The organism is Actinomycetota bacterium (genome assembly GCA_028698215.1).
Taxonomy (GTDB): Bacteria; Actinomycetota; Humimicrobiia; order Humimicrobiales; family Humimicrobiaceae; genus Halolacustris.
Genome location: JAQVDY010000005.1, coordinates 75,238 through 86,367 on the forward strand (window position 1 = coordinate 75,238; position 11,130 = coordinate 86,367).

Below are 11,130 nucleotides of genomic sequence, written 5' to 3' on the forward strand. Positions count from 1 at the left end.
ATTCCCTTCCTCTAGCCGGTTAAATTTTTATAGGCCTTGCTGCAGTTGGTAAGCAGCCGGCACCCGTTTTTCTCAATTAATACAGTATCCTCTATCCTTACTCCTCCCAGGCCTTCCAGGTAAATGCCAGGTTCTATGGTCAGGACCATACCTTCTTTTAAAATATCATTGCTGTTTCTGCCTACCATGGGCCCTTCATGTATTTCCAAACCTACTCCGTGGCCCAGCCCATGCCCAAAATTAGGACCATAGCCGGCAGAACTAATAAAATCCCTGGCAATCTTATCCAACTGGCTGCCCTTTATACCAGGCCTGCAGTTTTTAATTGCTAAACTTTGAGCCTGTAAAACTATATCATAAATTTTTTTAAATTTATTTTCTTTTTTCATATCCACAAAAAAAGTGCGGGTAATATCTGCATGGTAATGATTATATTCTACTCCATAGTCCAATAAAATTATCCCTGGTTTAATTAATTTGTTTTGGGCATTGTAATGGGGCAATGCTGATGCCTGGTTGTTGGCTACAATAAAATCAAAACTTTTTCTATGCCCCCCATATTCATAGATCCTTTTTTCCATTTCCAGATAAAGAAGGGTTTCAGTTAGATTATAAAAAAAGCCCGGTCGAAGTTCCAAAAGAGAATCATAAACCATATCTGAAAACCGGCAAGCCTGTTCCAGGTTTTCCAGTTCAAACTCATCTTTGATAAGTCTTTGTTTTTCTACCAGGCCTGATTTGATATTTAACCCTATTTCCTTATGGTCCATAACCTCCTTTATCTTTACATAATCCTGGTAGCTTAAACCCGTATCTTCCAAAGCTATATTTTTAACGTCCAGATTTTTTATAATCTTAGAAAAACTTTTAATTCTATCAGTTTGATATTCTATTAATTCAATATCTGGATTATCTATTTCCTGTTTGGCTACCTTATGATAAATAAAATGTACCAATAGGTAGCTTTTATTTTCCCCCAGTATGAGCATACTGGCCCCATCCTCTCCCCAGAAACCAGTTAAATAAAAAATATTTTCTTTTTTCTGGATAATGAAAAGGGAATAATCCTTTTTTAATATCGAGTTTTTGAATTTATTAAACCTTTTTTGAAAAATATCCATTGTAATCCTTCCCTACTGGTTTCTAATCTCTTGCCAGTTCTCAATAATTAAATTGCTATCTAAGCCTATCTGGGATTGGGGTAGATCCTGAGGCAGATAATCTTTTAACATGGGTTCATAGTATATAGTAGAGTTATTATCTATTTCAAGGTGTTTTCCGATTATACTGCCGACTATCTCTGTATTTTCTTCCAACTTTATATTCTGGGTGGATACCGCTACCAGTCTCCCGTCCGGCTTACCAGCTGATTTTCCAAAATCAAGGTTGATATCCGAAGTGGACAAAAGTATTAGTAATGACTGCTGGGGAAAATCATCGGCTGTTATTAGCTGGTGGTAAATAATAATGTCGCCTGTAGAGATTATCTTACCCTTTCCCTTATAATAAACAGTATACGGTGCTTTTATCTTGGATCCAATTGTTACTTTTCCATTCACCACTACATTTCCATCTATATTAAGGATTCCTTGATTATCAAAAAATAAATGGCTATCTACCCCCTGTGCTGTTATCCTGCCTTCATTTATGGTTAAATCGCCATCTATTACCACCTTATTTTCCAGTGACTGCAAATAACTGTCATCAATGGTTAGCATTGGCATTTCTGCTGGTTGATTAAATAACTGGCTAACATAAACTTGTCCCAGACCTCCTGGATTTAAAGGATCAATTGTCTGTCCGTTTATATTTTTCATTGTACCGGAAAGATATAGCTGAATCGGCTCTTCTGCTTGGCCGATGGAAGAATTCCCCCCTAATAAAATGTTCCCATGTACATGAAGCGGCCCTCTTATGAAGGAAACTCCTCCGGTAAGGTTTAGGTCGCCATTGGTAAAAAAAGGTCCGATAATGCTGGTACCAGAAGCAGATAAATCCCCATAATTAATAGATTGTGCGGAATAGATATATTCATATATGTTAATAGGCATAACCGGTTCAATATTTATAAATACCTTAATAGTTCTCTGCCTTTGGCTACTATCAATACCGGTGGAAACAACATCATAACCGGACAAGGTTTCTCCTTCATATACTTGCTCATAATTTAAAGTATAACTGCCTTCAATACTGTCTTCATCAATGACGTTCTGCGAATAACCCAACTCCGGCAATTCTTGTATTCCCTCCAGGTGAAGCTTTAACTGGTACTGAAAATTTGCTATACCTGCTTCTGCTAAATTTAGGGCCCTTAGGTTTTCCTCATCTATTTTAGTAAAATTTATATCCCTGAATACAAAGCTTATCATAGCCATTATTCCTATAACAATTGCTATAGCCATTATTAAAACCAGAATGGTTGCATTTCCTCCTTGTTTTTTCATCTGCAGCTCCTAAAGTCTGTTTCTAAGGCTTACATAAGTGCTTAATTCAGAGTCCCGCGCGGCATCATTACTGCCCCTTATTACTAGATTTATTTTTATTATGCTTATGTTTTCCAGATTATCAGTACTGACAGGATCGTCAATCTGTTCCTGGCTGGAATTGTAATAAGTAAATAAATTTGTATCTATAATATTATCCGCTGTCTTGATTCCAGCCTGGCCTGCCACCTGTTTGTAGAGAGCATAGGTTTCACCCTCAAGTTGAAGGTAATAGTTAACATCCTCTATTTCCTGGTCGCTATTTATGTCGCTAACAAAAGTAATATGGGAATTTTCTGCTTTACTAATATCGGTAGCCTCCCTTAATTCTCTGGCCATACTATACTGGTTTACCCTGGCCGTCCTCTCTGAAATGGAAGACCCGATCACCAATTCCGAAGCTTTAAAAGAAGTAAAATAAGTTAGCGTAATAATGGCTACTACTATCAATAACAGCATCATTACCAGTATTACCTCAACCAGTGAGTACCCGGTATCTGAATTAATAAGTCTAGTTACTTTGCGTTTCACTTGGCCCGCTTTCTTCACCATTTTCATATACTGCAGTTACATAGTAACTGTAAGTTTGGTTGTTTTCCGGATAGTCGGTAAAAATATTATCGGTAGTGCTGGCTAGAAAAATATTATCCCTGTATATTCTATATTCGCTTACGGTTAGACTAATAGCAGGGGCTTCCCATTCCAGGTAAATGATCAGATTAGAGCTCGGGTCTGTATCTGAAACTAGCTGCAGGTTTTCAGGAGGCAAATAGTTAATCGGCTCTGATCCAATTGAAACTTCATTGCTGGGACCGCTTTCTGTATTATCTTCATAGGTGGCAGTAACATAATAAGTGTAGGGAATTTCAGGATCAGGGTTATCTATGTAACTGTTGTTAAGGCTATTTCCCAGGAGACTATAATTGCGGTATATGCTATAACCGGTAATGGTTAAGGTTGTATCCGGTGAATTCCAATTAAGCACTATATTGCTGGTTCCATCAATTGGGCTCAGCATAAGATCTGAAGGGGCAGGATATAAAGTGCTGCTTTGATCTTGAGAAGCTTTAAAGGTTGGGAAAACCATAGTTATTACCTTGACCTCTTCTACCATCGGTTCCTTATATCCGGTTACTGCCACCTTTTTATAATTTTCATCCTGGTCTGCCCATGCTATGCGGTAGTATATCCTGTAACCTTCTTCAGTAGTGATTTGGGATTCTAAAATTCCTTCCGGATCTGATGCTATAATGCCTATATCTTCATAATCCATAGCCCTTATTTTTTCTATCTCTTGATTTACTATGGCCAAAGCTGTGGTCTTGGCCCTATTTATCTTGGAGGTATTGACTGCCATAATACTGCTGTGTATCACCAACCCTGCAACTATAGATAGAATAAAGATAGCTATTATTATTTCTACTAATGTGAAGCCGTCTTGGACCTGGATCTTTTTTAGGGATCTTTTAAATTTAGAGAGTAAAATTAGTTTGATCATGGATTCAAATAGTTAATGGCGGCTATAAGGGCTAATTCATATACATAAGTGCCAAAACCGCATATAACCCCCACAGCAGCTGGAGAAATAACTGATTTGCTCCGCCACTGTTCCCTGCGGTATATATTTGATATATGTACCTCTATGGCAGGCAGTTTACAGGCCAAAATAGCATCATGGAGGCTATAGCTGTAATGGGTTAATGCACCAGGGTTAATAATGACCAGGTCGCAATGGTGGCGGCACTGGTGAAGATGGTCTATGATGGAACCTTCAGAATTAGATTGAAAATAAGAAAGTTCTACCCCTTTATCCTGAGCGTAATTACCCAGCTTACTGTAAATCTTTTCGAAACTTTCTTGCCCGTAAATTTCTTTTTCTCTCTGGCCTAAAAGATTTAAATTAGGTCCATTTATTATTATTATTTTTTTCATGTTTTAACCCATATTGTTTTTAATACTGTTTATAATTATATCTTGTTTTAAGTCACAATAAAAAAAAGGCTGGTTTAAATTTCTTAGCAATACAAACTTATTCTTACCACTTACAAACTTTTTATCATAACCCATGGCTTTAATTATTTTATCCATATCTATGCCTTCAATTTTAGTAGGAAGTCCTATTTTTTTATACAGGCCTAAAATTTGCATTTTAAAATCTGTGCTAAGATAACCCAGCTCAATAGATATATCTAATGCAGCCAGCATACCCAGCCCCACAGCCTGCCCATGAGTGACAGAAGTTAAACCAGAAGCCTTTTCCAGGGCGTGGCCTATAGTATGTCCAAAATTAAGCAGGTTTCTATAGCTAATATCATTTTCATCCCGGGCTACTACCTTGGTTTTTATTAAGGCACATTTATATATGATTTGGTCAAAATACTGGCTTTTTATGGCAGAATTTAGCTGGGATGGACTTTCGATTATCCTGTCTAATAGTTTCAATATGCCTTTGTCAAATAACAGTCCATATTTTACTATTTCTCCTAATCCATTAATGATTTCTTTGGTCTCCAGGGTAGATAATAGATCAAAGTCTGCTATTACCAGGTGAGGCTGATAAAAGGTGCCAATAATATTTTTTATTTGCTTGTAGTTTACCGCTACCTTGCCTCCTATGCTGGAGTCTACCTGGCTTACAATAGTGGTAGGGTATTGCACTAATTTTACTCCACGGTGAAAGGTAGAAGCAGAAAACCCGGCCAAATCACCAATAACTCCGCCCCCAAAAGCTATCATTATATCAGTCCGGTGGAAATTACTGGCTAACATCTGGTCATAGATCTCGCTGCAGACTGTATTATTTTTAAAAGTCTCTCCGTCATGGACTAAAAAGATGCTGAATTTCAGCCCGGTATCGTTTAACATATCCAACAGCCTGGAATGATATATGGAATCAATTTTATGATTAGAGACTAACAGCACTTGCCGGGCATCTTTTAAGCTTTTTAGCAATTTTGGGGCAGATCTGAATAAATTATTACCTAAAAAAATAGGATAATTTCTAGTAGAAGTTTTTGCTATTATTTTTTTCATAATTTTTTAAAACTATTTATAATAATTTTAGCAGCCTGCTCTGGGTTTAACCAATCGGTATCCAGGGCCAAATGTGAACTTTGGGCATATGCTTGCTTCCTTTGTTCTAAAAGCTGTTCAATTTTTTGTTGTTTAGCTTGAACCTGTAATAAAGGCCTTACATTTGAACCATTTATCCGTTCCATAACTTTAGGGGGAGATACTTTTAAGTAAACCACCCAGCTATTATTCCTTATAATCCGTATATTATCTCCCCTTTCCACTACTCCGCCCCCACAGGCAAATACACAATTTTTATTATTATAGATCTTGCCTATAACCTCAGATTCAATTTCCCTGAAAAATATTTCTCCAAAATTATTAAAAATTTCAGCAACGGTCATACCCTGTTTGATTTCAATTATCCTGTCAATGTCTACCAATAGCATTCCCAGTTTTTCTGCCACCAGTTTCCCTACCGTGCTTTTACCAGAAGCCATAAAGCCTATTAGTGATATATTGTTATACTTCATTAATTAGATATTTCTATAGTAATCTTGCCAAAGCTGGTAATTTAACTTAACTTCTTCCATATTATCCCTGCCCCATTTATCCTGTACTGCATTAGCTAATACCATGGCCACCATGGCTTCTGCTATTACAGAGGCGCTGGGAACAGCACATACATCCGATCTTTCCTTAAGGCTAATTTCTGCTTTTTTGGTTTTAATATTAACCGTCTTCAACCCCTTGGAGGTGGTGGGTATAGGTTTCATAACTGCTCCTACTATTATATCTTGGCCGTTACTGATGCCTCCTTCTATACCTCCGCTATGGTTGGTCTTACGGTAAAACCCTTTAGTTTTTGAATAGAATATTTCATCATGGAAAAGGCTTCCAGCCTTATTTTTTGACTGAAAACCGTCTCCAATTTCCACGGCTTTAATAGCGGGTATGCTCATAATGGCTTTAGCGATAATAGCATCCAGCCTAAAATCCCATTGGGTATAACTCCCCAAGCCTACAGGTACACCGGTAGCTATTACTGTAAAGCTGCCTCCCAGGGTATCTCCCTGTTGAGCAGCCTGCCCTATTTTTTGTTTTATCCTATTTTCAATAACCGGATCCGGAAATCTTAACCCTGAACCTTCTATCTGTTTCTTAAGCCCTGATGTCAGTTTTACTGGTTTTTGAATTCCGATACCCCCAATATGGTCGACATAACTAAAGATTTCTATTCCTACTTCTGCCAGCAGCAGTTTTGCCAAAGCTCCGGTGCACACCCTGGCCGCGGTTTCCCTGGCACTGCTTCTTTCAATTGAATCCCTTATGCTGTGCTGATGGTATTTAATAAACCCATTTAAATCGGCGTGACCCGGGCGCGGGTTTAGTAAAGGTTCTTCTTGTTTGTCATTCCAGTTTTTAAAATCTTTATTAGGTATTAAAAAGGAAATAGGATTGCCGGTAGAACTCCCTTGGCTTAAACCAGAGATAAATTCAACCTTATCTTGCTCAATTTTCATCCTGTTTCCCCTACCGTAACCTACCTGTCTTCTGCCTAACTCCCGGTTTACAAAATCTATATCTATGTTTACTCCTGAAGGGTAATCATCAATTATGCCCATTAAATATTTTCCATGTGATTCTCCTGCAGTTAAATACCTCATATTGCCCCTTATCAGTCTAGTATCAATTGATCTAAAAAAATGGTGATAATTTCATCACCTTTTAGCAGTACCACTGAATTTTCATTAATAGCCTGAACCTTGTATATTTCTGCAAATACATCGGTTTCTACCAGCTTGTAACTAAATTCATTAAATTTTATTTCAGCATAATCCACCCCATCCTGGCTATATATTTTCTCCAGTTTTATAGTATTTTCATTTTCCTGGTTTTGCTGTATATAATAGGGTTGGAAAGGATTACGGATATCATGGCTTATATCTACATCCCCCTTTATCTGATAAGTGGTTTCCAGATTATCATCTATTGTTTCTATCATGGCCAGCTGTCTTTGGTCTAAATCTATATCTAAAACAGGGCCGGTATCTATTTCTATTTTTTGTTCAGGAAACAGGAATGGCTTAATCTGGCAGCCAGCTGGAAAGACTGCCGCAATAACCAGTACCAGTATTAAAATAATCTTTCTTTTCATAAAATCAAGGATTTAATTGATAATAGGTTTTCCCGTTTATTAAAGCTATCATTTCCGGATAGCCTTCACCAGCCAGAGACATTTCCGTGCTTTCCAAGGTTATTGTTCTGGGCATAGATTCCAAAGTTTGCGTAAACACCAGCAGGTTATAGTATTCTCCGGTAATGGCAATATTTATATCAATAGCCGGTGTCTGTTCCTGGTCTTTTAAAACCACCTCATTATATCTTATTGATTGAATTTCTACCTCTGCAAACTGGGCAATATTATAAATTTCATTAGTTAAAACCTGAATATCGCTTTTGCTGGGAAGCTCTACTGAATATTTTTGATACTGAGCATAAAGCATAGTGAATTTTTCCTTAATGCCCAGTAACTGATTTATTCTTTCGGTCAAACTGCTATTAGCCTTCTTTTGTTCTTCTATCATAAAGCGGATTTGGCTGTTCTGCCTAAGAACAGGCATAATCAAGGCTAAAAAGATACCCAGCATTATTACTGACATTATCACTATTATAACTACTCTATGTTTATTACTCATCAACTATTCCAATTCTAAAAATTGCTCCTGATCCGCTTCAGAAGATAAATCATTTTCGGTCTGGGCAGTAATTTCCCATTCTTCTACCAGGCGTGGAATATCCCAGAAAGTTTGTACTGTAAAAATTAGTCCATTAACCCCTTCTGTTATCTGAGAATTGCTTATGCCTTCCACCCAAGCATCGCCGATATAGGGTATTTGTTTTAAGCTAATTATCAACCGGGACACATCGGTATAATTCTCGGCATAGCCTTTAACAGTAAAACAGCTAACTTTTTGTTCCATTTTTTCCTCGGAATATCCCTCTAAAAATGAATTTATAGAGTTCATGCTTCCTTCAAAATTGGTAAGACTTATCCTGGGAGGAACTGACTCGCCTAGGCTGTGTATTAACTTAGACCATAATATTTCTTTCTGCTGCAAGGATCCAATTAAATCTTCCTTGGTTTGAACCCTCTGCTGGAATTGTTCGTATGCTTTTAACTGTTCTACATATCCCTGCAGCTCCTTGCCTTTTGCCTGGTATTGAGCTAAATCCTGGTTAAGATTTTGGTTCATATCCTTTAGGATGATTAGCCCAAAAGACATGGCTGCTAATATTATTACGATGAGTATTATGGCTATATTTAATGCCACAGTCCTCTTGTTGAAAATTCTTTCTTGCCTGGGAAGCAGGTCTATGTATTTCATAAACCATACCCCCTTAAGGCCATGCCAATGGCCATAGTCAACTGATTGCCCAATATCTCCAGGCTCTTACCGGTATAACAGGTTTTCTTATTAAGGGCACTAAGGTCATAAAACTGGCTGATTTTGAATTGTTCTACCGGAAACGTGGTTTCTTTTTCTGCAAATCTGTCAAAATTTAAAAAGGTATCCCCGCTAAGAATAATCTTTTCAATATGATAGGCTGCATAACGGTTTAGAAAATAATCTATAGAACGGTTTATTTCATTAATAAACTGGCTGCTGGCTTCCTTGATAGCAACATTTAAAGCAATATCATGATTATTTTTTTTAACCTGGGTACCAGCATTAGGTAGCTCCCCTGATGCAAGCTTTCGGTCAAACTGGATATCTAATGATAAATCAAAATCAAAGGTATCCAGTATTTTTTCTGCTTCGCTATAACCAAGATTAAGTTTTTTAACAATATAATCTATAAATTTTTCTATGCCTATATTACTGAACCGGGGAAACTTTAACTGGCCTTCTGTTACCATATTTATGATAGAGATATTTTTCCCTATACTTACCAAGCAATAAGCACCTTTTTTTGTTTTAGCTTGTTGAAAATCGTAAGCAGCATCCATGGTCCTATAAAGTGAAAAACAGTTTAAATCAATGGCCGCCGGATTTATTTTTATAGCTCTTAAGCTTTCTACAATGCTGTCAATAATATTTTTTGCTGCTCCAGCAATCATTACATCAGAGGAACCATTATGCTTGTCTACTATAAAATAATCATAAGTAATATTGTCTTTGGCAATAGGTACCAGATCATTGATCTGGTACCTAATAGCCGAATCAATTTCTTTATCATCAGTTAAAGGAAGTTTAATTTCCTTAATTATTACTTTGGGATTGGATAATCCCACCAATACCTTATTAGATCTGAAACGGTAATAATTCCAGATTTCCTTTATGGCATTAGACACTACTTTGGTATCCTTGATTTCACCCTTTTCAATAACTTGCTGTGGTACCTCAAACACGGCAGCATTGGTGACCAAAAACTTATTTCTGTTTTTAGCCACTTCAGCTACTGCAATGCGGTTAGAACTAATATCCATGCCAATGTAAGACATTCTATCCCCTTAAAAATATCCCAGGTACCAATTAATTATAATATTTCCTGCATACAGCGCAATAAGGCTGCCTAAAGAAATGAAAGGTCCAAAAGGTATTGCCTGTTTAAGATTTTTTTTCCGGGCAGCAATTAGAACCACTCCATAGATAGACCCTACCAGAAAGCCCCCAAATAAAGCTACAATAACTGCTTTTACCAAAAATGCCCCAACCATTAAAGCTAGTTTTACATCCCCCATTCCCATACCCTTGGGATAAAGCAAGTGTATTATAAGCATAAATACAAATGCCCCTGCGCTGAAAGCCAAAGGCATCCACCATTGCCCGGGCTTATCAACGATATTTAACGCCAGGCCCACAATGGTCAAAGGCCAGGTAATTATATTGGGGATTATCCTAAACTGGATATCGATGACGGATATAGCTATAAGGGCGCTAACAAAAATAATGCTTATTAGAAGTTTCAGGCTCAATCCGAAAAAATAGAAATTTAAAACAAAAAGTAAAGCAGTCAGTAACTCTACTGATGGATAAGTGGCCGAAATACGACTCTTACAATGCCTGCATTTGCCCTTAAGTATAATATAGGATAAAACAGGTATATTGTCATAGAAAGCTATCCTTGCCTTACATTGAGGACAAAAAGAAAAAACCGGTTTATATAGGGACAAGCCCCTGGGGACGCGGTATATTACTACGTTTAAAAAACTTCCTACTATAAGGCCGACTATAAATAGTATTATATATATGGGTATATTTGCCATGCTGGGCGCCTTATTTATTGCTGTTTAGTGTAATTGCTACTATTTCTACCACTTAAATTTCTATAAAATTAAATATGGAAATAGCTATTTGTTCTTTTGAATATTAACACAGCTAAGGTCAATAGTCAAAAAAGAGGGCTTATATTAAATAAGCCCTCTTTGAAGTATTAAAATACCTTTTAATTAACCCTCTTCCCCAGTAGTTGTTTCGGTAACAAAAGCACCATTTGACAGTTGGATGTCATCATCATTTCCGCTAGTGCCATCTGCACCATTGCTGGTTAAAGTGTAACCCGTATCAGTAGCACTGTAGCTATAAGCATTATCCCAAGCATCAGTGGTGGGCATGTTAGCCATATAGTC

At 37.2% G+C, this 11,130-nt stretch carries 14 protein-coding genes; all 14 read right to left on the reverse strand.

All coding sequences use genetic code 11. The features are described from left to right. Positions 1-11 precede the first annotated feature (11 nt). A complete protein-coding gene (locus PHN32_02960; protein ID MDD3776550.1) occupies positions 12-1,121 on the reverse strand; it encodes a Xaa-Pro peptidase family protein in 1,110 nt (369 codons plus the stop codon). 12 nt (positions 1,122-1,133) lie between these two features. Further along, positions 1,134-2,444, reverse strand: coding sequence for a hypothetical protein (locus PHN32_02965; protein ID MDD3776551.1), 1,311 nt, complete (start codon positions 2,442-2,444; stop codon positions 1,134-1,136). Positions 2,445-2,453: 9 nt separating this feature from the next. Beyond that, the gene (locus PHN32_02970; GenBank protein MDD3776552.1) at positions 2,454-3,014 is read right to left on the reverse strand and encodes a hypothetical protein; all 561 of its coding nucleotides are present in this window, start codon (positions 3,012-3,014) and stop codon (positions 2,454-2,456) included. Beyond that, positions 2,995-3,840, reverse strand: a complete 846-nt coding sequence (locus PHN32_02975; GenBank protein MDD3776553.1) for a hypothetical protein — start codon at positions 3,838-3,840, stop codon at positions 2,995-2,997. Before PHN32_02975 ends, PHN32_02970 begins: the two co-directional genes overlap by 20 nt. 137 nt (positions 3,841-3,977) lie before the next feature. Then, positions 3,978-4,415, reverse strand: a complete 438-nt coding sequence (gene aroQ, locus PHN32_02980) for a type II 3-dehydroquinate dehydratase (GenBank protein MDD3776554.1) — start codon at positions 4,413-4,415, stop codon at positions 3,978-3,980. Positions 4,416-4,418: 3 nt separating this feature from the next. Continuing rightward, positions 4,419-5,516: a 3-dehydroquinate synthase gene (gene aroB, locus PHN32_02985; protein MDD3776555.1), complete on the reverse strand. Its 1,098-nt coding sequence runs from the start codon at positions 5,514-5,516 to the stop codon at positions 4,419-4,421. Next, positions 5,513-6,028: a shikimate kinase gene (locus PHN32_02990; protein MDD3776556.1), complete on the reverse strand. Its 516-nt coding sequence runs from the start codon at positions 6,026-6,028 to the stop codon at positions 5,513-5,515. The genes aroB and PHN32_02990 overlap by 4 nt, the downstream gene beginning before the upstream one ends. Before the next feature lie 3 nt (positions 6,029-6,031). Further along, the gene (gene aroC / locus PHN32_02995) at positions 6,032-7,162 is read right to left on the reverse strand and encodes a chorismate synthase (GenBank protein MDD3776557.1); all 1,131 of its coding nucleotides are present in this window, start codon (positions 7,160-7,162) and stop codon (positions 6,032-6,034) included. An 11-nt stretch (positions 7,163-7,173) separates the two neighbouring features. Then, on the reverse strand, positions 7,174-7,653 hold the full coding sequence (locus PHN32_03000) for a hypothetical protein (protein MDD3776558.1): 480 nt from the start codon (positions 7,651-7,653) through the stop codon (positions 7,174-7,176). Between the two features lie 4 nt (positions 7,654-7,657). Next, positions 7,658-8,194 carry a type 4a pilus biogenesis protein PilO gene (gene pilO, locus PHN32_03005; protein MDD3776559.1) on the reverse strand — a complete coding sequence of 179 codons (537 nt, stop codon included), beginning with the start codon at positions 8,192-8,194 and terminating at the stop codon, positions 7,658-7,660. Positions 8,195-8,197: 3 nt separating this feature from the next. After that, complete coding sequence (locus PHN32_03010; protein MDD3776560.1) at positions 8,198-8,884, reverse strand: hypothetical protein; 687 nt, start codon at positions 8,882-8,884, stop codon at positions 8,198-8,200. Continuing rightward, positions 8,881-10,002, reverse strand: coding sequence for a type IV pilus assembly protein PilM (gene pilM, locus PHN32_03015; protein MDD3776561.1), 1,122 nt, complete (start codon positions 10,000-10,002; stop codon positions 8,881-8,883). Before pilM ends, PHN32_03010 begins: the two co-directional genes overlap by 4 nt. 9 nt (positions 10,003-10,011) lie before the next feature. Further along, a complete protein-coding gene (locus PHN32_03020) occupies positions 10,012-10,767 on the reverse strand; it encodes a prepilin peptidase (protein MDD3776562.1) in 756 nt (251 codons plus the stop codon). A gap of 183 nt (positions 10,768-10,950) precedes the next feature. Beyond that, positions 10,951-11,130 (reverse strand): type II secretion system protein GspG (locus PHN32_03025; protein MDD3776563.1); only part of this gene is annotated, 180 nt, incomplete at its 5' end.

What these genes read in the sequence shown, in the direction of transcription:
- PHN32_02965 (MDD3776551.1), bottom strand. Translation starts at nt 2,444, where the DNA reads ATGAAAAAACAAGGAGGAAATGCAACCATTCTGGTTTTAATAATGGCT.
- aroB (MDD3776555.1), bottom strand. Translation starts at nt 5,516, where the DNA reads ATGAAAAAAATAATAGCAAAAACTTCTACTAGAAATTATCCTATTTTT.
- PHN32_03010 (MDD3776560.1), bottom strand. Translation starts at nt 8,884, where the DNA reads ATGAAATACATAGACCTGCTTCCCAGGCAAGAAAGAATTTTCAACAAG.
- pilO (MDD3776559.1), bottom strand. Translation starts at nt 8,194, where the DNA reads ATGAGTAATAAACATAGAGTAGTTATAATAGTGATAATGTCAGTAATA.
- PHN32_02960 (MDD3776550.1), bottom strand. Translation starts at nt 1,121, where the DNA reads ATGGATATTTTTCAAAAAAGGTTTAATAAATTCAAAAACTCGATATTA.
- PHN32_03000 (MDD3776558.1), bottom strand. Translation starts at nt 7,653, where the DNA reads ATGAAAAGAAAGATTATTTTAATACTGGTACTGGTTATTGCGGCAGTC.
- aroQ (MDD3776554.1), bottom strand. Translation starts at nt 4,415, where the DNA reads ATGAAAAAAATAATAATAATAAATGGACCTAATTTAAATCTTTTAGGC.
- PHN32_03020 (MDD3776562.1), bottom strand. Translation starts at nt 10,767, where the DNA reads ATGGCAAATATACCCATATATATAATACTATTTATAGTCGGCCTTATA.
- PHN32_02990 (MDD3776556.1), bottom strand. Translation starts at nt 6,028, where the DNA reads ATGAAGTATAACAATATATCACTAATAGGCTTTATGGCTTCTGGTAAA.
- PHN32_02975 (MDD3776553.1), bottom strand. Translation starts at nt 3,840, where the DNA reads ATGGCAGTCAATACCTCCAAGATAAATAGGGCCAAGACCACAGCTTTG.
- aroC (MDD3776557.1), bottom strand. Translation starts at nt 7,162, where the DNA reads ATGAGGTATTTAACTGCAGGAGAATCACATGGAAAATATTTAATGGGC.
- pilM (MDD3776561.1), bottom strand. Translation starts at nt 10,002, where the DNA reads ATGTCTTACATTGGCATGGATATTAGTTCTAACCGCATTGCAGTAGCT.